This is a genomic window from Aurantibacter crassamenti (genome assembly GCF_016811105.1).
GTDB classification, from domain to species: Bacteria; Bacteroidota; Bacteroidia; order Flavobacteriales; family Flavobacteriaceae; genus Aurantibacter_A; species Aurantibacter_A crassamenti.
Window position 1 is genome coordinate 195,904 of sequence record NZ_JAFBGM010000002.1, and the last position, 22,228, is coordinate 218,131.

Below are 22,228 nucleotides of genomic sequence, written 5' to 3' on the forward strand. Positions count from 1 at the left end.
TAATATTAGAAACCTACTAATTCAAAGCTGCCAATAATTTTTCAGCTACCAAATCAGAGGATGCTGGATTTTGACCTGTAATCAAATTTCCTTCTTGAACAGCATAAGCTGCCCAATCTTGCGCTTTCGAATAAATACCACCATTTTCTTTAAGCATATCTTCCACCAAGAACGGAACCACATTAGTTAACTGCACAGCTTCTTCTTCAGTATTGGTAAAACCAGTAACTTTTTTACCTTTTACAAGTGGACTACCATCTTTACTCTTAACATTTTTCAATGCAGCAGGAGCATGGCATACAAAAGCAATTGGTTTTTCTTGCTCATTAAACGTTTCAATTAACTTTACCGATGTAGCATCATTTGCTAAATCCCATAAAGGTCCATGACCACCAGGGTAAAAAACTGCATCAAAATCTAATGCATTTACGTCAGACAAGACTTTAGTGTTGAAAATTAACTCTTGAGCTTTTTTATCATCTTTAAAACGCTTAGTATCTTCAGTTTGCGCATCAGGTGTATCACTACTTGGATCTATTGGTGCCTCACCACCCTTTGGGGTTGCAATTGTAATTTCTGCACCTTTATCAAGCAAAGTGTAATATGGACTAGCAAATTCTTCAATCCAAAATCCTGTTTTCTTTCCAGTATCTCCCAATTCATTGTGAGATGTTAACACAAATAATATTTTCATTTCTTTTTCTTTTTTAGTTTTCCTCTAATTTTTTTAGAAGGATATAATTTTTGAAATTAATACGCCATCTTCACAATTTTCTCAACCTTGTCTGGCGATAAAGATTGATGTTCACCTAAACCTAACCAACCACGATCTGTAAAGCGCTTCGAAATCTCTTCAGCAGTTCCTTCATAGTCTTTCGTGTAATCGGATAGTTTCGTTTCGATTCCTAGTTCGTGAAAAAAGGCTTCCGTCTTTTCGATAGCCGCATACGCTTTATCGTCTGTGCTTCCTTCTGTAATATTCCACACACGTTCACCATATTGCGCTAATTTTTCTTTTTTAGCTTCAAAATTGTATTTGTAATGGCTTGGAGCGATAACGGCTAAGGTTCTTGCGTGATCAATACCAAACAAAGCAGTTAGTTCGTGGCCCATCATATGAACCGCCCAATCCCCTGGAACCCCTTTTTGAATCAATCCGTTTAAAGCCATAGTGCAACTCCACATAAAATCAGACGCAGCTTTATAATCGGTAGGGTCTTTTAAAACCTTAGGAGCGACTTCAATAAGAGTTTGTAAAATACTTTCGGCAAAACGGTCTTGTAATAATGCCCCAATCGGATACGTCATATATTGCTCTAAAACGTGCGTAAAAGCATCTGTAATTCCGTTAGCTAATTGACGTTCAGGGATTGAAGTAATCACTTGAGGATCTAATATTGAGAATTCAGGAAACAAGCCAGGGCCACCCATGGCTAGTTTTTCTTTGGTTTCTGCTCTTGTGATTACAGAACCCGAATTCATTTCAGAACCCGTTGCGGGTAAAGTTAAAACAGTACCAAAAGGCATTCCTTTTTGAGTTTTAATATTCTTGGTTAAAATATCCCAAGGTGTATCACCCTCAAATAAAGCGGCAGCAGATAAAAACTTAGTTCCATCTATTACAGAACCGCCACCAACAGCTAATAAATATGTAATATTCTCAGCTTTAATAACTTTTAAAGCCTCCATTAAAACAGCATATTCTGGGTTTGCAGGAATACCACCAAACTCAACAACATCAACCTTAGCTAATGCAGTACGTACTTGGTCATAAATTCCGTTTTTCTTGATACTTCCTCCACCATAAAGCAATAATACTTTGGCATTTTCAGGAATCTCTTTTTCTAATTTTTCTATAGTATCCTTTCCAAAAATAATTTTGGTCGGATTCTTAAATTCAAAATTGTTCATCTTCTTTTTCTTTTTTAGCAATTAAAATCTAAATTTTAACAATCATTTTTCCTTTGTTTTTTCCATCAAACAAGTCGATGAAAGCACTTGGAATATTTTCGAAACCATTTACAATTGTTTCTGTGTAGGTTAGTTTCTCATCGGCCAACCAACCAGACAATTGCTTCATTGCTTCTGGAAACTTATCAGCATAATTAGAAACAATAAACCCTTGCATTAAAGCACTTTTTTTCACTAGGAAAGGTTGCACACTCACACTTTTTGGAGTTTCAGTATTATTATAAACTGAGATTGCACCACAGATTATAATTCTTGCAAACTGGTTAATATTAAATAAAACAGCGTCAGAAATTGGTCCACCAACATTATCAAAATAAATATCTACACCATTAGGAGCGGCCTTTTTAATATCCGAAGCAATGTCAGTACTTGTATTGTAATTGATACCGGCATCGAAACCAAATTTAGTTTTCAGCATGTCAATTTTTTCATCAGTACCCGCTATTCCAATAACAGTAAGGCCTAATATTTTTGCAATTTGCCCTACAACACTACCAACAGCACCAGCAGCACCAGAAACAACAATTGTTTCTCCTGCAACAGGCTTCCCTATTTGGTTTAAGCCTAAATACGCAGTTAAACCAGTCATTCCTAAAATACCTAGATAGGTACTTAAAGGAGCTTTAGAACCATCAACTTTATTTAAACCTTCACCATTTGACACTTGTTGCGTAGACCAGTTTAACATACCAGAAACATAATCACCTTCGTTAAACTTTTCATTTTTTGATTCGATTACTTTTGCAACAACTCCTGAATGTACAGGTTTGTTAAGTTCAAAAGGTGGAACGTATGATTTAGCCGCGCTCATTCGTCCTCTTAAATAAGGATCTACAGAGACATATGCCGCTTCTAAAAGTATTTCACCTTCACTAATTGTTAAATCAGCATCTTCTGTTATAAATTCAAAATTTGAAACTGAAGGTTTTCCTTCAGGTCTATTATTTAATAAAATTGTCTTTACCATAATTGTTTTTTTTAATCTATTACAGTCACTAAATCTTTCATAGGTTTTCTCACCTTCACCAGATTTACCAACCAATCTTCATCTTCTTTTCTATAGCCTAAGGGTAATAAAACAGCACTTCGTAAACCTTTTTCACGTAGTCCTAAAATTTCATCTACAGCGGCAGGCTCAAAACCTTCTAATGGTGTTGCATCAACGCCTTCAAAAGCAGCAGCTGTAATCGCCTGTGAAAATGCGATATAGGCTTGTTTAGCAGCATGATTAAAGTTTTCTTCTTCACCTTTTTGAGGGTAAGAGCCTAAAAGCATTTGTCGATAATTCTCCCAACCTTCGTTTTTAAAACCTCGAATTTCATTGGTTAAATCGAACATATAATTAATTCTATCTTCTGTATAGGTATCCCAAGCGGCAAAAACGAGTAGGTGAGAGCAGTCTGTAATAACAGATTGATTCCATGCTACTGGTTTAATCTTTTCTTTAACATCTTGATTTTTGACTACTATAATTTCGAAAGGTTGTAATCCGCTTGATGTGGGAGCTAAACGTGCAGCCTCTAGAATACGCTCAATTTTATCATCAGATACCTTTTCGCCATTCATTGCCTTAGCAGCGTATCTCCAGTTTAGTTTATCTAATAATTCCATATAATCAATATTTATTTTCTGTTATTTAAACAATTTTAAACTTTAATACTACTCCAAGCAGATTGATATGCTTCTTCTATGTGTGTCTTATCTAGCTTAAATGCACCTCTTTTTTGAACTATCATTAAAAAGGACAATGGGTTTATTGAATAAGCATAAAGCAAGTAATCTGATATTGGCTTTATAAGTCCTTCTTTTTTACCACGTTCCCATAAATCCAGTAGGGGTTGTAAATGTTTAATACCTTCTTGTCTACTAGGCTCATCAATCATTGGGGTATTATCACATTGTGCTAAAAACATGGCATGTTCACATTCCTTTAATTTAAAATCGGCAATACGTTTCCAAATAATTTCAAAACCTGTTTCAACTGCCATTTCCTCATTATAGGTCGCAAATGCGTAATCGGTATAAGCAGCTTTAACTTCTATATAGGTCTTATTGACCAAGTCTTGTTTATTTTCAAAGTATAGATATATGGTAGCAGGAGAAACATTCGCCATTTTTGCAATCTTACTCATGGGAGTTGCATGAAAACCATTGTTATTGACCAACTCAATAGTTGCCTTTATAAGTGCATTTCGCTTATCTATACTTTTTTGAAGTTTCGCCATAGCTTTTCTAATAGGATGTAAAACTACACAAAAAAGAATGAACATTCATTTTTTTAACAAAGGTTTAAATATTTGAATGCTAAACATGCAATAGGAGGGATTAAAATTCAAGGAAAGATCATTAAAACCGCTTGTTGTACAACCTATGCCATACAAATTATGATTTAACAATTTGTATTCATTTAAATTGAATTTGAACAAATTAATAAAACAATGAAGTTGAAAAATTACCAACTACAACGATTATCAAGCTAATAAGCTAGTTCACAGAAATATAAAAACATGTTTATACAAATAATATGACTACATTGCCACGAATTATGCTTTGCTTAAACAATAAAGGGGTGAAGTAAGAATATATATGTAGCGGTATTGTAATTAATGGCACTATCTTTGCAAAGTATTAAATATTAATAAATTAAATTACATTACAATGAGTAAAGGAACAGTAAAATTTTTCAACGACGCAAAAGGTTTTGGATTCATCACTGAAGAAGGAGTTGAAAAAGATCACTTTGTACACATTTCTGGATTAGTAGACGAAATCAGAGAAGGTGACCAAGTTGAATTCGATTTACAAGAAGGAAACAAAGGATTAAACGCAGTAAACGTAAAAGTTATCTAATATACATCCATATAATTTCAGAGAAAGCCCATCATTGATGGGCTTTTTTTTGACCAATTTTTACCTAATTAGAAATTACTGTATGCTTAGTGACCACGATTAAAACTTCAAAAATGGAAGCCCTAATAAAGCCTGTATAAAAACTACTAAAACAAATATCAAATAGGCTAAACTAAATCTATTCACATAAGCTAGTGCCTTCCGTTTGTCTACAATTTTTTTACTAATATAAAATCCCGCCAAAGGAACTATTTGAAGTGCGTGCATTCCTATAAAATGAGCCACTCTAATATCTCCAATTTTTGTACTCCAATTAACAAGAGGCAATCCTTCTCCGCCCATATCGCCACCTACATTATGAGAAAATAAGGCTCCCATAACGCCACCCATAAAGCTGGCAATAACAAAAATTAATAATCCATAAAAAATAGCCGCCTTTTTAGCGCTATCAAGAGTATCTTTTTGATTTCTAAATTTTAGTGCAGCATACAAAGTATAGCAGGTTACAAGGGTAATGAATATGCCCATTAAACTAAACAATACACCTTCTATTACTGTTTCCGCATTAAAATGTGATAAAGTGCCTCTAAATGCCTGAACAGTAATTACGGCTTGTTCAAAAAGCATCACGAAGACAATCAGAAAAATCAATCTCTTTTTTACTAGCTCATCCTTAAAATAGTATATTAAATAGGCCATGGTCCATGAATAGATCCATAAACTTAGTGAGAACTTTAACGGTTTAATAAGTGAATTAATACCAAGCACTTCCGTAGTATTATTCGGTATTAAAATGATTAAAACTATACTCAAGGAAAGAAAAAATGAGCCTAATAATGTCAAGGTTTTACTCCTAAAAACTAAAGTTTTAAAAAGGTTCATCGCTTACTGAACTTTAATGCAAAAAATAGTAGTAGTCCTATTGGGCCGAACATAAATGTAAACGGAAGACAAAGTGAATATTTCCATCTTGACATTTCGACGGCTATGCCTTGTCTTACAATATAGGCTCCCACGAATAAATCAAATGCTAAATAATGTACCCAACCGGCAGTTAAGGCGGCATCATCTTGAAACAGCGCTTTAACATTAGCTAGGGTAGAGAAGGCATCTGGATTAAAATTTAAAATTGTTGGTGCTATTAGTGCGAGATATACAAGTGATAATAATGTTATTACCCCATAAACCACAATATTTTGAGTTAGTTTCCACTTGGGAGCAAACAATAATAGTATCCATCCTATTAAAACAAATGAATTGCAAATTTTGAAAATGAGCGATGGTTCCATATTAATCAATTAGTTCAAGGGTTATTTTGGTGTCTTTGGAAACTAAAAAACTACAATCATCAAAATCAGGGGCCGATAATTTTGGCCTGTAATTTCTAGAAAAACAATAAGGTTCTTTAGGTATACCAAACATATTTTTATCTAATTCACCATTACCATTCATATCGATATAAAGGGAAACCGCATATGTATTCTCTACCAAGTCCTTTGTTATCTCAAAACCAGTGCTGTTAACTGTGAGCTTGTCTTTAATAACAACTTTATGTTCATTGGGAAAGTTTTCTTTGTCATCACCCCAATAACCGATATACAGGTTTTTACCTACATACTCTTCTTTTAGATTCGTAATTTCAATGGTAAGATCATGGTTCGTGGTATCCGTAATGAATAGTACGAACATAAATATCAGCACAGTAAACTTCATATAACTCCCTTTTTAATGACTAAAAACAGAGCTAATTTCAGCTATTTTAATATACTATGCCTGACACCTATGTGTCATTTTTCAATAAGTAGTTGTTTTCTAATTCGCGTCAAAGATTGGCGTTCGATACCTATATAGGAAGCCAAATGGCGCTGAGAAACCCTATTTTCTAAATCTAGCGGGCTGTTTAAAACATCAAGATAACGTTGTTTAGCACTTTTAAAAAGAAAACTTTCTATGCGATTTTGTTGCGTAGTCAAAATATATTCAGCAATCAATCTTCCATATTTTTGAAGGGAAGGGTATTTGTGATAACCTTCATCAATGGCCCACTTAGGTAAAAAGACACCAGTTGTAGGTTCAATAGTCTCAAAAGAATAATTGCTAGGTTTCTTTGCTAATAAAGCAGGATAGTCTGTAATAAACTCATTTTCACCTACAAAACAGCTTGTAATTTCATCACCATTTTCTGAAGTATAGAAAGAACGCGCCAATCCTTGGGTAATAAAAACGACATGCTCATGTATATAGTTAACGTCAAAAATAATATCCTTAGCTGCAAACTCTTTAACCACTAAGGTGCGACCAAAGTCAGTCAAGTCTTCATCTTTTATATCTGAACACATTTGCTGCATTGAAGCAAGATATTGCAATACGTTTGGGTTGATTTCCATAATAAACACTAACTATTGATTCTCTAATTTAAGCAATTCATATAAGGTTTAGAATGACTATTCATGCTAAATAAAAAACAGCTTATTTATTACTTACTTTAAATAAGCATACTTAAAACGACTAATCTTCTGAAATACATTTGTTTTTATACTTCGGTTCACTTTTATGTAAACATAAATAAGCCAACTAGGTAATAGGTAAACAAGAAAATATTTTTTTCTGGAGTATAAGTATGGTTTTATACGTAGTATGAGTGGAAACAGCTCATCTGGACTCAATACAAAAGTCTTTAATAGTCCCAATTTATTTTGAGTATACTTCTTTGGTGATATTTTCAAGCCATTTGAGAAATCACCAACATTGGTATAAAACCCTTCAGAAATTTTCATGGCACTTGCTATCTTTTTTTTAGATGCAAAAAGTCCGGCACGCAAAGCATAATCGGTCATTTCTTTTTGCACAATGGCATCGTCATAACAAACCGAATCTAAATCGTTTAAGAGTTCTGTAAACTGTTTAAACATAAATTCTTGTACCTCAGAAATAAGCTCGTAAAACACCTTTTTTTCAACTTCATGATGAAATTCATTGGTAAAAGTATCTAAGTGATTGTATGACAATGTTGAACCATGACCCGCAGAAAGTAATTGTTCGTTCAGTTCTGTATTACCTCTTAGTATATTATCATAGTACGTTTTATAAGGAAAAATTGAAAAGTTTAAACCCCAGCGGGTTGTTTCTTTCTTAATATCATACACCTCATTTAGGCCTAAATAATGCCCATGAACTTCAACTTTTTTATCAAAGTAATCAAAGAGACATTCTTGCATAGATCCTCCCCAACCAATATCAGCAAGATGCATACCTTCTTCATGAAAATTAACCCCAAAAGAATCGAGATATTTTTTAAATGCATTTTGCTGGCCAAATCTGTTTTTGTCATAAGCAGCTTTAAACGTTTCATTGGTCTTCAACTTTTTATAGATTTCAGATTCTAAAAAATCAGCAATAACCTCGTTTTTTCGGGCTTGTAAATTCATTTCGTCAATAATTAACGAAATCACTTCTTCATTAAAAGTAAAATTCCGAAGAAAGCTGTTTAGTGATAAATTTGGATATTTTCTTCTTAGAAATGTATATTTTTCTTCCTCAACATCTTTTAAAGCTACTAACATAGATGCTTGACGAGAGGTTTTAAAATAATGAGTTTTAATTTTATCTTCTTCTTTAAGTGCAAAATGTTGTTGATATTGATCAAACAACTTTTTTAGATATAATCCTTCTCTTGCTAAGAAAAGAATGTTTTTTATGCCGTTTTTCTTTAAATGATGATACAATCGTTCTATATAAATCGCATAAAACAGAACATAATCACTGTTGGCCGGTGCATTGTTAGCATTACAGGTTTTGTATAGTTTTTTAAGAACATGACTGTAATCTTTACGATCAGATCCTAAAAGATATCGTTTCTTGGTTTTTGATTCTCTTTTATTAGGAATGTGAATAGCAATCAAACCATTCGCTTTGGCATTATGCACATCACTTTTTAAATTATCACCTATCATTACAGCACTCGATGTCGCTATACCTAAGTCTTCAAGAACACTAGCATAAAGGTTACCTGAGTATTTACTTTTTCTATAATCTGCAGAAACGAAGACAGCCTCAAAAAGTTCAGCAATTTGATGTTTTTCAAGTAGTTTTTCGATAATACTAGATGAAGTATAAAAATCTGAAACACAATATAGTTTGTAACCCTTTTCTTTATAGGTTTTTAATGAATTAGTTGTGTTTTGATTCAAATATTGCACATTGAATTCTGCACGAATTTCTGCAAGCTCAAAGTAACTTGTAAAATTTAAAAAGGAAATACTATTTAAAGTAGAGGTAGCTGTAAGCCTATTATAAACCTCATAAATTAATTCATCATAATTAACTTCAAAATAAGGTCTGCCATATTTCTTGCTCAGGTATTGCGCAGCTTCTTTACGTATAAAATAAAGCTCATCGATTTTTAGCGACAATCCTAATTCTCGTATCATCAATTTTGCCCACAGACGAATAACCTGATTCGGATGTACTGTACGATGTACTAAGGTATCAAAGAAATCGACAAATATGGTTTGAATTGCCTTATCACTTTCAATTTCATTCAATTTTTCTATTCCCATTATAGTTATAAACTAAAACCAATAGGGGGGAAAGTAGGTACATGAATGAGGAGAAAGGGCAAAGTAATAATTTCTTCCTAAAAAATAAACAAATCAATCACCTTTTTTATGATCAGATTTAATAGGCATTGTAAAATACATAGTTGTTCCCTTATTTTTAATGCTTTTAACCCAAATTCTTCCGCCATTACTCTCAACCAGATCTCCACTTAATGAAAGGCCTAATCCAGTTCCTTTTTCATTATTAGTGCCATAGGTTGACATAATATTGTTATCTTCTTTAAAAAGCTTTGCCTGCGTTTCTAAATCCATTCCAACGCCATTATCTTGAACCGAAACTTCCAGTTCATTACCTTTTACAATTGCGTTAATATTTATTTCGCCATTTCGATTCGTAAACTTAATTGCATTACTAATTAAGTTTCTTAAAACAATACTTATATAATCCTTATCGCTAAAACTCAATGTATTTTCAGCTATATTATTAACTATTGTAATTGCCTTTCGTTCTGCAAGCGGATTAAGTAGCACTATATTTTCATCAACAATATCATTAACATCTATTTGCTGTGGTTTGATTTTTGCACCCTGCATTTGTGTTTTCGCCCATAATAAAAGGTTGTTCAACATTTCTGAAATACCATGAATGCCTTGCAATGCTCTAGGAAATAATTTTTCAGATTCTTCTTTTGTATATCCCTTTTCTAAATATAACTTCATTAGCGAATAAAAAGAGTTTATAGGGCCTTTAAGGTCATGTGCAATTACTGAGAAAAGCTTATCCTTAGTTTCATTAGATTTTCTCAATTCAGATTCACGTTTCACTAAAATAGCCTGTTTCTTTTGTAAAATTTTAGTGAATTTTTTTTGAAGCTTATTTGTTCTCGCAATCATTATTAAAAACAAGGTTGCTACAAACAAGGCACTCAGAGCTAAATAAAAATATAGCCTTTGCTCTGCAATAGCTTTATTATTTTCTTCAATTAGGTGGTTTTTTTGATTTTCAAATAACAACTCACTTCGCACAACACCAAGCCCTTGTTTAAAATCTTCAGTTGCTCCCATTTTATATAATTGCAAATATTCAGATTGAAACTCATATGCTTTCTTATGTTCTCCCATTTCGCTGTAAATGTTAGCCAAAATGGAATTTGCTTCTTTTATTGCTTCCGAGTTGCTTAAATCTGTTGAAACTTGTAATGCCTTGTATGCATATTCTTCAGCCAATTCCAAATTTTTAAGTCCCAAATATGACTCTGCCAATCCAATATATGTTTTTGTATAACCAAGGATATATTCAATTTCATCGCATAATTTTTCTGATTTAGAATACCATTCTAGAGCTTCTGAAAATTTTCTGTGTTTTATAGCAATACTCCCTTTTACTTCAAAGGAATGAGACAACCAATCAATACTATTTTCTTTAGTAAATACTTTTACACACCTATCAGTCATTTCATCGGCAATATCCAAGTCTTGAAGTTCTCTATAAATTACGGCCATGTTTAACAACGTACGTGCGAGAGATATTTCTTTATTATGTTTTAAACTAATCTGACGCGATTTTTCATGAAAGGCTAAGGCTGTTTCATAATCAGCATTATCACCATACAAAAGAGCTATATTGTCGTTAATGGCAGACATCATATACGTGTCTTCAATTTCTTCGGCAATGGTTAATGCCTCTAAATATTTTGTAAGTGCGTTGCCATTATTTCCTTCATGCCAAAAAGCAAGCCCCATATAATTTAGAGCTTTAATTTTTTCGCTCTTTAAACCATGCTTATTTGCTATTTCTAATGACTTTAAATTGTATTCTAAGGACTTCTCTTTTTCGCCTTGTTCTGAAAAATAATGACCATAATTATATAGTACTTTACTTTCACCTTTTTTGTAATTAGAATTAATACTTAATTTATAACTTTCATCAAGTAAAATTTTCATACTATCTGGTTTAGCGTATTTGTATTTACTTGCTAAATCAATTAATAAATCAATGTAAATTGGACTTTCAGGGTTAAAATTCGGTTTTGATTTTAACTCATTTATTTTAGTTCTAATATTACTATTAGATTGTGCTAAACTATTAGAAAAAGAGAGAAAACAAAGAAGAACAAATATAAAATGAAGGGGTTTACAATAAACAATATATTTCATATTGTATGCAGGATTAAAGATAAATTTAGAAACACCACCAAAGACTTTCGTATTATTGTTTTGTTAGCTATTCAACAAAACACATTAAAATAGATTAACGAAAACTTGAAGAATTTATATGAATCACAACACTAGTGAAATAAAAAACTCAAATTATCAAGTAAATGCATAATGTAAAAGCTGTCGTCATAGTCCTGCGACCAATATCTGCATTATTTAAAGGTAGTATAAAAATGTGCTATTTACAATTTTCTAAAAATACAATGCTTCAATTTAATAAAAGATAAGTATAATCCTACAACACTGATAATCAATGCAAATGAAAACTTTCCCTACTATTAATTAACTGAAAAATGGTTTCTTAATTAGTGTATAGTACATTAGTTTACAATAAGTTTAAAACCTAAATAAAATTGCAAATGGCAACAATTATAGAATCGTATTTCAGGCCGAAGTATTTCAACATCCTCAAAAAAATAGTTCTGACTATATTGATATACAGTCCTTTGGCTTGCAAAAACAAACAAGCGAATGAAAATCAAGCCTTAACAATTGATGAACGTCCCAACATAATTATAATATTGGCCGATGACATGGGCTACTCAGATATAGGTTGTTACGGAGGTGAAATTAACACCCCCAATATAGACAAGCTGGCTTATAATGGATTACGGTTTACCCAATTTTATAATGCTGCAAGATGTTGCCCAACACGAGCTTCGCTACTAACTGGTCTTTATCCGCATCAAGCCGGAATGGGAGGAATGGTAAAAGACCCTAAAACCAGTGAACCTGGTCCGTATCAAGGATATTTGAATGATAAATCGGTGACAATTGCTGAAGTGCTTAAAAGCGCAGGATATTATACCGCAGCTTCTGGTAAATGGCATGTTGGAGAAGAAAGACCATATTGGCCTACTGATAGAGGATTTGATAATTATTTTGGACTCATTAGTGGCGCCGCAAATTACTATGATATCGCTAAAGGAAAAAATGCTGATGTTGTACGTCATTTTGCTATTGACAGTACCGAATATACACCACCAAATGAAGGTTTTTATATGACCGATGGCATAACTGACAATGCCCTTAAGTTTTTAGATAAAGCAGATGACAAAGACCAACCTTTCTTCTTATACCTAGCCTATACTGCACCACATTGGCCTTTGCATGCTGAGCAAGAAGATATTGACAAATACAGAGGTAAATTTAAAGAAGGTTGGGATAAACTGCGTGGTGAACGTTATTCAAGAATGGTTGAAATGGGCCTTGTCGATGACAACTGGCCAATGAGCACTCGTGACCCAGATGTGAGCTCATGGCAATCATTAACCGCAGATGAGAAAGATAAAATGGATTTATTAATGTCAATTTATGCAGCCCAAATTGATAGGATGGACCAAGGAATAGGAAAAATTTTAAATAGTTTGAAAGAAAAGAATAAACAAGAGAATACATTAATATTATTTCTTTCAGATAATGGGGGAAGTCATGAAGGTGGACCTCAAGGCCTTGATTTCTGGGGAAATTTTAGTGATGAAAATATTAGACCAGGTTCTGGTGGTTCGTACCATAGCTATGGGCAGTCATGGGCAAACTTAAGCAATACACCATTTCGCATGTTTAAAAGTTGGATTCACGAGGGCGGAATATCTACTCCATTAATTGCACATTGGCCAAAAGTAATTACAAATAAGGGCAGTATAACAAATCAAATAGGTCATGTTGTTGATCTTATGGCGACGTGCACTGACATTGCTAATGAAGAATATCCAACAACATATAATGGAAAGCCAATTACTCCTGTAGAAGGTAAAAGTTTACTACCCATTTTTGAGGGACAAAAAGGCGAATCTCATGAATTTATTTTTTGGGAACATTTCGAAAACCGAGGAGTACGAATGGGAGATTGGAAACTAGTCTCTAAAAAAAATAATACTTGGGAACTTTATAATCTAAAAAACGATAGAACAGAGTTAATTAATGTTTTTAATCAAGAAACTGAAATAACTGCTAAAATGATAAATGCGTATGACCAATGGGCAGAGAGGGTTGGCGTAAATGAAGTGGTAACTGTTAAAAAGAATAGATTTTCAACCCTAAAATAAAATGAAGTTTAACGTCTATAAAATCGAATGAGCTCTTCTAATAGTTCACTTAAAAAGATTCTCAATTATCACTGTCTATATATTTCTATGTTAATTGAAACAAAAAGACAAGGTGTTTTTAAACATTGACTTTTTAGCTATATAATTGCATCTACACCCGTAGTACCGTTACTCAAACGTATTGCATCTTCAACATGATAAATAAATATTTTACCATCACCCACTTTGTTTTCAGTGGCATTATCTTTAATTACATTAATACATTTTTCTAAGTTGCTATCGCTAATAACACACATAATCATCACACGACTTTGCAAAATCATTGATTGTTCAGTACCTCTATATCGCTCAGAATAGCTTGTTTGCAATCCTGTTCCTTTTACGGGAATTACCGTAATACAAGGAATATCAGCTTCTTTTAATCCACGTTGCACAGCTTTTAACTTAGAGGGTCTTATTATGGCTTCTACTTTTTTCATTTCTTTTACTTTATTTTTTTGTCAAGCTATTTTATTCAAAAGTAGTATATGCTTCTACTCCAAATGATACTGCATCAATTCCTGCAGTTTCTTCTGATCTACTAACACGTATACCCATAGTTTTATCCATTATTTGCATAATAATATACGTCACAGTAAAAGAAAATGCTCCGATAACCAAAACACCTAAGCACTGTGTGAGTAGAAGGTCAGTTCCTCCTCCAAAAAATAATCCACCTTCCGAAGCAAATAAACCTACTGCTATTGTACCAAACAATCCATTAACACCATGAACGGCTATAGCTCCAACTGGATCATCAATTCTAATCTTATCAATAAAAATCACAGCAACATCTACCAAAATACCTGCTATGATTCCAATTAACATAGCTGCATCTGGTCCCACAACATTACAACCCGCAGTAACGGCAACTAAACCAGCAAGCACACCATTTATCGTCATAGTAACATCAATCTGTCCATATTTAAAATAGGTATAAAACATAGTAGAAACACCACCTGCTGCCGAGGCCAAAAATGTATTCGTGGCTATAGTTCCTATTAATTCCCAATTACCAACGGCTCCAAGTGTTGATCCTGGGTTAAACCCAAACCAGCCAAACCAAAGAATAAAACCACCCACAGCAGCAAGCGGTAAATTGTGGCCTGGTATAGCAACTGGTACACCTTTTTGATCATACTTTCCTAAGCGCGGCCCAAGAACAATTGCAGCGGCCAAAGCCGCGAATCCACCCATTGCATGAACAGCAGCTGAACCTGCGAAATCATTAAAACCTCGTACCGCCAACCACCCATTTGGGTTCCATACCCAATTAGCAGCTAATGGGTACATAATTGCACAAAATATAACTACAAAAATTGCATACGCCCATACTTTCATTCGTTCTGCTACAGCACCTGAAACTATTGAAATAGCAGCAATAGCAAATCCCAATTGAATAAACCAAAACAGTTTATTAGAAACCGTAAGACCTAATCCTAAGTCAGAATTAGTAATACCTGTATCAAAAGCAAACCACCCATTAGAGGCTCCATAGGCAATTCCAAATCCAACCACATAAAAAGCAAGACCACCAAAAGCGATGTCCATCATAACTTTTGCTATAATACTCATTGCATTTTTAGCTCGAACAAAACCAGCTTCAAGTAATGCAAAACCCGCTTCCATTAAAAATATAATTGCAGCACAAAGCGAAACCCATACTGTATCAATTGCCGAAATAATTTCTGATTGATCAATGGTAGTTACTAATTCTTGCATGTGAAAGTTCGTTTTGGTTGGTTTAGTTATTTGAGTAGGATAATTTTTTTAACAAGCGCGGAAAGTAAGAAATAATAATGCTGAAGTTCAAAAAACTAAAAAAATTGACAGAATTAAGATGCTGTGTTAAATTATAAGGTATAAACTTCTATTACTATTTAAAATTCCTAAAACAGTAAAATTTATAAGAGAGCACTATTAGTGTAAGATTAGTTCAGGTCGATAAACACACCATTGAGCATTACCTTTTCTACGGTATTCATTGCTTTAAGGTCATCTAAAGGGTTTTTACGTAATATGATTAAATCTGCAATTTTACCTTTTTCAATACTACCCAGCCTTTCTTCAATTCTAAAAAACCGAGCATTTTCAAGGGTTGCTGCAACAATAACTTCCATATTACTTAGGCCTGCTTCCTTCAACAATTCCATCTCACGGTAATATGCATTGCCCAATTCTGCATAGGGAGCAAAGGTGTGTGAGCCTACCACAATTTTAGCGCCGCCTTTATTTATTCTACCCACAAATTTCAACATATTAGCAAAGGCGTTTACTTCGGTGCTATCGCCTTTGTCAAATTGTTTTTCAAAAACAGCCAAAGTTGGACTAATAAAAGTTTGATGTTCTGCCAAAAATGGAACTATAGAATCTACTCTTGGGTTGTTGTCAATATCCAAAGTATTCCAAACTTCATATCGGCCTTTTCTACGAGCACTATTATCGCCTAGCATTTTGTTTTTGAATACTTCTGCTTTACTCGGGGTTAGCAATGAGGTACCAAAAGAAGTAATATGTTCAATACCATCTAATCCTGCATTTATGGCATCAATAGCGTTTGTAATTTCAAGATGAGCGGTTACAGGTATTCCTCTTTTATGGGCAGTTTCACAGATTACTTTAATCATTTCGGTTGAAAGTCTGAAATATGCTTTGATTGCTGTTGCTCCCTCATCTGCAAATCTATTTACTGCAATTTCACCTTCCAGTGGATCTTGAATTAGAAATGAATTTAGCGGATAAGCAGGGGGGTAGCTATCAATATGAGGTCCAGTAAGAAATAACCGTGGTATCGCTTGTTCAAAACCACGCGCTTCATCATAAGATTCATTCCAAGCGCCAGGGTCACGAATTGAAGTCACTCCCTTTTTTAAAAACAAAGGTGTTACTTTATTAGATTCACCATGAAAATGAGCATCAATTAGTCCGGGGAGAAGTGTCATACCAGATGCATCAATTACTTCAGCATCTTCTGGAATAGTTGCATCTGAAGCCTTGCCAACATAATCTATTTTATTATTTTTTACTATAACTAAAGCATTTTTTATGGGTTCTGAACCCGTACCATCTACTACAGTTACACCTGAGATGGCAATAGTTTTATCTCCTTGTGCTATTTCATGAGTGTTTTGAGCATAAATCACTTTTTTGGTAATCTTCTCAATAGATTCTTTTTTATTCTTGGGTTGATCAGTGCATGAAAAAGTGAATAGTAAGCAGATAAGGTAAATTGGAAAAACTTTCATTTGGTCAGATTCAGTAATTGTTCTATTGGTATGGTATATCCTTTTATACTTCGTTTGAAACTAGAATATATTGCTAGGGGAATTTATAAAGAACTTACTGAAATAAAGAACCAAAAAGGCACAAAACTTAGTATCGGATGATTATATGGTTTTGATATTAGGAAGGTTTAAATATTTTTTTAATACCACTATATAATATAAGTGCCAGAAAACCAACAATTAGTCCAACCACAAATTCAACAATTATACCAGGTACTTGAGGTAATAAGTGATGTAAGAAATCTATATTGTGGACAAAAATTCCACCAGACACCAATAATAACGCAATTGTTCCAATAATTGATAAAGCTTTTATCACCTTAGGCAAAGCATTAACAAAAAACCGTCCAATTTTATCTGAAACACTATTGTCTTCATCATTAAGAGCAATTAATCGCGCTCCGAACTCATCCATTCGCACAATTAGTGCTACAATCCCATAAACGCCTACAGTAGCTAATAGGGCTACGACAGAAACAACGGCGATTTGAGTTACCAAAGGCTCTTGAAGAACAGCGCCTAAAGCAATTATTACAATTTCAATAGATAGTATAAAATCCGTCACAATAGCCGATTTTATTTTTGACTTTTCCATTTCCAAAATTTCCGCTTCGGTCAATTCTTTACTCTCATCGAAAACAGTAGCATGTGCATGTGGAACAAAGAATTCATATATTTTTTCTGCCCCTTCATAAGCAAGATAAATTCCGCCTAAAACCAAAACTAAAGTTACTGCCCAAGGTAAAAAGGCACTTAATAGAAAAGCAATAGGTAGTATTATAATTTTATTGAGTAACGAACCTTTTGTAATGGCCCACAAAACTGGTAGTTCACGTTTTGAGGCGAAACCTGATGCTTTTTCAGCATTCACGGCCAAATCATCTCCAAGAATTCCTGCTGTTTTTTTAGTTGCTATTTTGCTCATTGCTGCAACATCATCTAATAGTGTTGCTACATCATCTAGTATTGCAAAAAATCCTGAAGCCATGCGTTTATTTTAAGTCAAAAATAATTTAAGAAATTCAAATCACAGTCTCCTTTTGCTACAAATATTAACTCAAGTAGTATTTGTTGAACTCCACAGAAAAAACTTGAAATTGAAATTATTCCTTCAAAAAAAGCATGAAGGAGAGGTTAACTTCTAAATTTTTTTTTCTTAGGTGCTAGAAATCAACTCATCGATCTGTATTAAGTCTACCTTCGACAAAAAATAATGTCGATAGCGCAGAGAGTAGCATTGGTTGAAAAACTTTTTCACCAATTAGAGCAGGAAAGCGCTCAATTTGAACAAGCATCAGGACTCAGTTGTGTTTCTGGATGTGGAAAATGTTGTACCTATCCAAATATAGAGGCATCACCTTTAGAGTTTTTACCTTGGGCATTTCATCTATTTTTAAATGGGGAAGCAGAAAACACGCTTAATCTACTCAAAAAGACTCAGAGTAAAACATGTTTAATCTATAAATCATTATCACTAACTGGTCAGGGGCGTTGTAGCAATTATAAATATAGAGGTCTAATTTGTCGTTTGTTTGGTTTTGCAGCTAATACTGATAAGTATGGAAATTTGCGATTAGCAACCTGTAAGATTATCAAAGAAGGTCAGGCTAAGAAATATAATTCCACTGACGAAGCAATTACAAAAGGACTACATGTACCCGTATTTACGGAGTATTACATGCAATTAAATCAAATAGACTTTCATTTAGGAAACAAAATAGTGCCTGTAAATAAAGCGCTTCAAATGGCTTTGGAAGAAGTTTTACACTATTACGCTTACAGACCTTCTCCTGATTCTGCAAAAAAGTGTATTTAAATATCTAGTCGCTATTTACTAGCAATAGCACCTACCAACCATCTAACACACATTGTAAAGTATGAGGTTCTGTTTCTGATAGTGGTAACTCTTCTAACGACTCTCCTAAATAATTTCCACTAGCAAAACCGGTGGCATTTTTAAAACGATAAGACCAACAATATCTCAGATTTGTATGTTCTTCAGAATAGGTGACAAGATTATCCATAAGGGTTACATTCTCAAAATCAGAGAACGCCACAAAATACCCTAGAAATTTATTGCGTCGAACATCAGCATCTGAACTTTTATACATGTACATTCCGCAATTATTCATGATATTATCATGTACATACGTTGCCCTATTATGACCTTTTTCACCACCACTAGAGTATTGAATATAACCCAACCGGCCATTTACTGACCCATCAACCATAGTTACAGTATTTCGGGCAATGATATTATGTGTTTTATGCCAGCTAACAATAGGACCATCAATGTATTTACTACCATCGCCTTGTTCCATTACATTATCAAGAATGTACACATTTTCTCCAGTCGCGTTAACAATATCACCGCCAGAATTATGATGAAAATAATTATTCTGTATCAAGATATCTTCATCAATGCGACCAGGACCTTCAATATCAATACCAAATTGAGGTGAAGTACCTTTTATATGATGTATTTCATTATTATTAATTTCAATTCGAACACCACCAACAATTGAAATACCCTGACGTCTATTATTATAAATATTATTATTTTCAAAAGTAACATCATTAGAGTCTAGTACTAAAGATCCATCACCAGTTACACTATGAATTTCCATGTTCTTGATTAAAACATTATTATTACTCCAAACACAGATGCCATGCCCTTCATCATGTGCAGTCTTACCATCTTCGCGAGCGGTATAAACATGCGTAGCACGCTCTCCTTTAATTACACCATCTCTTACAATTATATTATCACCATTTAAGCGTAATACACAGTAATTCCATTTATTATTAGTGTCAATAGTTAATACAGCACCTTCACTAAAAACAAATTCTGTATTACCAAAAATATCAATGCCACCATAATAGATATCATTCACATCTTCACCCACTAAATAATTTCCGGGAGGCAATACAACACGCGTATATGCCTCTTCATGTGCCCAATCAATCGCCGCTTGTAAGTTTGCCGTAGTCTTTGCTGCATTCGTATTTGTATTTGGAATGTCCCAGCGATCTAACTCAATAGTATATTCTGAAACAGCAGGTATATTAGGTAACTGCGCATTAAAAAGCAAAGTAGGTAAACCGTCTGGGTCTAAGTTTTCAGGATCTGCTTCGTAAATTGAATCACTTATTACTGCATCTAAATCTTCATTCTTACATGAAGAGATAAAAATCACAATAAGCATTAGTAGGTAGTAGATTTGGTATTTCATGGGCCGATATTTAAATAAAACTTACACAAGAGTCAGTAGTGTAACGGCTAATTATGCCTGCAAATTGTTAATTGCAGCCTAACATGTGTAAATAAATTTCATAAGGTTAATACAACGATCAGAACAATCTAAAATGTACTTTTTAATAGAAAATAAGAAGACTTGTTTTACGCATCCTTTGTAGCTTTGAAATTTTCATAGGCTGATAACCTAAATAGTTCAAAGTCAAAAAAAATGATTCAATTAATTTAAATCTTTTTTTGATCCAAGTTTCTAAACTTATTATACGCATTAATGAAAATTCAACATACTTTATATTCCATATTAGACCTCGCATTAGTTTCTGAAGGTCAAACACTTAAACAAACCTATAATGACACCCTTAAATTAGCGCAGCACGCCGAAAAATTCGGTTATACGCGCTATTGGTTGGCCGAACACCATAATTCTCCCAATATCGGTAGTAGTGCTACCTCAGTGTTAATTGGTTATGTAGCAGAAGGCACAAACACACTACGCATTGGTTCAGGAGGCATCATGCTACCTAACCACTCTCCTTTGATTATTGCGGAACAATTTGGCACTTTGGCTTCTTTATATCCTAATCGGATTGATTTAGGATTAGGTAGAGCTCCCGGCACTGATAGAGAAACAGCCATAGCTATTCGATCTGATTTTTTACATGCTGCCCACTCTTTTCCAGATGAATTAGAAAAGATTGAAACCTACTTTTGCGTGACAAATTCAACTTCTAAAGTACGTGCTACCGTTGCAGAAGGAGTGGAAGTACCCATTTACATTTTAGGTTCTAGTACTGATAGTGCTCATTTGGCTGCAAAAAAAGGTTTGCCTTATGCATTTGCTAGTCACTTTGCAACAACACACTTATGGAATGCACTAGATATTTATCGTAAAGAATTTCAACCATCGGAAGAGTTAAAAGACCCCTACGTTCTGACTGGGGTAAATATTATTGTTGCAGATACAGATGAAGAAGCAGAACGGTTATCGACTTCTTTAATCCGAATGATAGTTGGCATTTTCACAGGTAAACGCGATTGTGTTCAACCCCCAACTGACATGACAGATGAATATTTGCAGATTATGCAAAATCCACAAGTACATCAAATGCTTAAGTATTCTTTCATTGGCAGCAAAGCCACTGTTAAAGCCAAGGTTAAAGAGTTTTTAGAACAAACCAAAGCCGATGAACTTATCGCTGTCACTAATATTTATGATGTGAAGGATCGAATTCGATCGTATGAACTATTTGCCGAAATCATGAAAGAATTAAACTAAAAAAAGCGGTGGTTTACCTAGGTAAACCACCGCTTTTTTTATTTATTAAATTGAAATTCAAATTACGAGATAAGCTTACTCGGCATCAGTTGCTAAAACATCTGCTAATTCTAAAGCCTCATCTATTTCATTCGCTTCAGGTACAGAATCCTTTAAGGCCGTAAATTTATTTAAACGTTCCATTTCATCTTCCTCACCAGAGAAATATGGAAAAACATCCATAATAGGCGATTCTGAAATAGCAGGAACACTAAATTCACCCATTGTGTCTTTCATAACGCTCATAGTATTTTCATAGGCTTCCTTTACATCATTGGCCTGTACTAAAAGGTACATGTTGGTTTTGCGTTCTTTTCCACTTTCTTCATCAAAAGCAATTAAAGACACGCGAGACTTAAACCATCTATCAGAATTCTCAAACGGATGTATTTCGGCATAATTTGCCACTTTTATGTTGGTAATTTTAATTTCTTCGCTATCACTTAAGTAAGCAGACATCTCTTCTGTAATTCTACTTTCTGCCTCTGTATACGAAATAGCATCTACTAAAAAGGGTTCAGTTTTCACCTTTTGCATACCTGACGCTTCATCTAATTTTCTATATTTTACTTTACACTCAAACCACGTTGCACTCATATCTTTTTTGTTTTAGGGATGCCAAAAATAGGGCTAAGCGCCAGGTAAAAAGTGAAAAAATAGAATAGATATTCACAATTTTAAGATGAATT

General features: G+C 33.8%; 21 protein-coding genes. 4 read left to right on the forward strand and 17 right to left on the reverse strand.

The genetic code is table 11. From position 1 onward, the window contains the following. Positions 1–16: 16 nt before the first annotated feature. Genes JQC67_RS13465 through JQC67_RS13485 form a run of 5 tightly spaced genes read right to left on the reverse strand, consistent with a single transcriptional unit; the run spans position 17 to position 4,196 of the window. Entirely contained in the window at positions 17–694 is a 678-nt protein-coding gene (locus tag JQC67_RS13465; RefSeq protein ID WP_203253443.1) for a type 1 glutamine amidotransferase domain-containing protein, read from the reverse strand. Between the two features lie 56 nt (positions 695–750). After that, positions 751–1,911, reverse strand: a complete 1,161-nt coding sequence (locus JQC67_RS13470) for an iron-containing alcohol dehydrogenase (protein WP_203253444.1) — start codon at positions 1,909–1,911, stop codon at positions 751–753. Positions 1,912–1,939: 28 nt separating this feature from the next. Beyond that, a complete protein-coding gene (locus JQC67_RS13475; protein ID WP_203253445.1) occupies positions 1,940–2,938 on the reverse strand; it encodes an NADP-dependent oxidoreductase in 999 nt (332 codons plus the stop codon). Positions 2,939–2,949: 11 nt separating this feature from the next. Then, complete coding sequence (locus tag JQC67_RS13480; protein WP_203253446.1) at positions 2,950–3,582, reverse strand: NAD(P)H-dependent oxidoreductase; 633 nt, start codon at positions 3,580–3,582, stop codon at positions 2,950–2,952. 35 nt (positions 3,583–3,617) lie between these two features. After that, positions 3,618–4,196, reverse strand: a complete 579-nt coding sequence (locus tag JQC67_RS13485) for a TetR/AcrR family transcriptional regulator (protein ID WP_203253447.1) — start codon at positions 4,194–4,196, stop codon at positions 3,618–3,620. 433 nt (positions 4,197–4,629) lie between these two features. Between JQC67_RS13485 and JQC67_RS13490 the strand changes: the two genes are divergently transcribed. After that, a complete protein-coding gene (locus JQC67_RS13490) occupies positions 4,630–4,821 on the forward strand; it encodes a cold-shock protein (RefSeq protein WP_203253448.1) in 192 nt (63 codons plus the stop codon). 99 nt (positions 4,822–4,920) lie between these two features. On the opposite strand, the gene JQC67_RS13495 is transcribed toward JQC67_RS13490, so the two are convergent. From JQC67_RS13495 to JQC67_RS13520, 6 genes are all read right to left on the reverse strand, one after another. Further along, positions 4,921–5,703, reverse strand: coding sequence for a hypothetical protein (locus JQC67_RS13495; RefSeq protein ID WP_203253449.1), 783 nt, complete (start codon positions 5,701–5,703; stop codon positions 4,921–4,923). Then, entirely contained in the window at positions 5,700–6,110 is a 411-nt protein-coding gene (locus tag JQC67_RS13500) for an ABA4-like family protein (RefSeq protein ID WP_203253450.1), read from the reverse strand. The genes JQC67_RS13495 and JQC67_RS13500 overlap by 4 nt, the downstream gene beginning before the upstream one ends. A 1-nt stretch (position 6,111) precedes the next feature. Continuing rightward, entirely contained in the window at positions 6,112–6,534 is a 423-nt protein-coding gene (locus JQC67_RS13505; protein WP_203253451.1) for a DUF2141 domain-containing protein, read from the reverse strand. 74 nt (positions 6,535–6,608) lie between these two features. After that, a complete protein-coding gene (locus JQC67_RS13510; protein WP_203253452.1) occupies positions 6,609–7,208 on the reverse strand; it encodes a Crp/Fnr family transcriptional regulator in 600 nt (199 codons plus the stop codon). Between the two features lie 93 nt (positions 7,209–7,301). Further along, positions 7,302–9,380: an HAD hydrolase-like protein gene (locus tag JQC67_RS13515; RefSeq protein ID WP_203253453.1), complete on the reverse strand. Its 2,079-nt coding sequence runs from the start codon at positions 9,378–9,380 to the stop codon at positions 7,302–7,304. Positions 9,381–9,473: 93 nt separating this feature from the next. Then, positions 9,474–11,324 carry a tetratricopeptide repeat-containing sensor histidine kinase gene (locus tag JQC67_RS13520; RefSeq protein ID WP_203253454.1) on the reverse strand — a complete coding sequence of 617 codons (1,851 nt, stop codon included), beginning with the start codon at positions 11,322–11,324 and terminating at the stop codon, positions 9,474–9,476. 632 nt (positions 11,325–11,956) lie between these two features. Here JQC67_RS13520 and JQC67_RS13525 point away from each other — a divergent pair. Continuing rightward, entirely contained in the window at positions 11,957–13,645 is a 1,689-nt protein-coding gene (locus JQC67_RS13525; protein ID WP_203253455.1) for an arylsulfatase, read from the forward strand. A 137-nt stretch (positions 13,646–13,782) separates the two neighbouring features. On the opposite strand, the gene JQC67_RS13530 is transcribed toward JQC67_RS13525, so the two are convergent. The 4 genes from JQC67_RS13530 to JQC67_RS13545 all read right to left on the reverse strand — a co-directional run bounded on the left by JQC67_RS13530 (position 13,783) and on the right by JQC67_RS13545 (position 17,956). After that, on the reverse strand, positions 13,783–14,124 hold the full coding sequence (locus tag JQC67_RS13530) for a P-II family nitrogen regulator (protein ID WP_203253456.1): 342 nt from the start codon (positions 14,122–14,124) through the stop codon (positions 13,783–13,785). A gap of 31 nt (positions 14,125–14,155) precedes the next feature. Beyond that, a complete protein-coding gene (locus tag JQC67_RS13535) occupies positions 14,156–15,406 on the reverse strand; it encodes an ammonium transporter (protein WP_203253457.1) in 1,251 nt (416 codons plus the stop codon). A gap of 209 nt (positions 15,407–15,615) precedes the next feature. Next, a complete protein-coding gene (locus JQC67_RS13540; RefSeq protein WP_203253458.1) occupies positions 15,616–16,929 on the reverse strand; it encodes an amidohydrolase family protein in 1,314 nt (437 codons plus the stop codon). Between the two features lie 157 nt (positions 16,930–17,086). After that, positions 17,087–17,956, reverse strand: a complete 870-nt coding sequence (locus tag JQC67_RS13545; protein WP_203253459.1) for a DUF808 domain-containing protein — start codon at positions 17,954–17,956, stop codon at positions 17,087–17,089. Between the two features lie 225 nt (positions 17,957–18,181). Between JQC67_RS13545 and JQC67_RS13550 the strand changes: the two genes are divergently transcribed. Then, on the forward strand, positions 18,182–18,784 hold the full coding sequence (locus JQC67_RS13550; RefSeq protein WP_203253460.1) for a YkgJ family cysteine cluster protein: 603 nt from the start codon (positions 18,182–18,184) through the stop codon (positions 18,782–18,784). Positions 18,785–18,815: 31 nt separating this feature from the next. On the opposite strand, the gene JQC67_RS13555 is transcribed toward JQC67_RS13550, so the two are convergent. Continuing rightward, a complete protein-coding gene (locus JQC67_RS13555) occupies positions 18,816–20,201 on the reverse strand; it encodes a right-handed parallel beta-helix repeat-containing protein (protein ID WP_203253461.1) in 1,386 nt (461 codons plus the stop codon). A 294-nt stretch (positions 20,202–20,495) separates the two neighbouring features. Here JQC67_RS13555 and JQC67_RS13560 point away from each other — a divergent pair, with 294 nt between their 5' ends. After that, a complete protein-coding gene (locus JQC67_RS13560) occupies positions 20,496–21,500 on the forward strand; it encodes an LLM class flavin-dependent oxidoreductase (RefSeq protein WP_203253462.1) in 1,005 nt (334 codons plus the stop codon). Positions 21,501–21,575: 75 nt separating this feature from the next. On the opposite strand, the gene JQC67_RS13565 is transcribed toward JQC67_RS13560, so the two are convergent. Next, positions 21,576–22,136 carry a DUF4494 domain-containing protein gene (locus JQC67_RS13565; RefSeq protein WP_203253463.1) on the reverse strand — a complete coding sequence of 187 codons (561 nt, stop codon included), beginning with the start codon at positions 22,134–22,136 and terminating at the stop codon, positions 21,576–21,578. Positions 22,137–22,228: the final 92 nt, after the last annotated feature.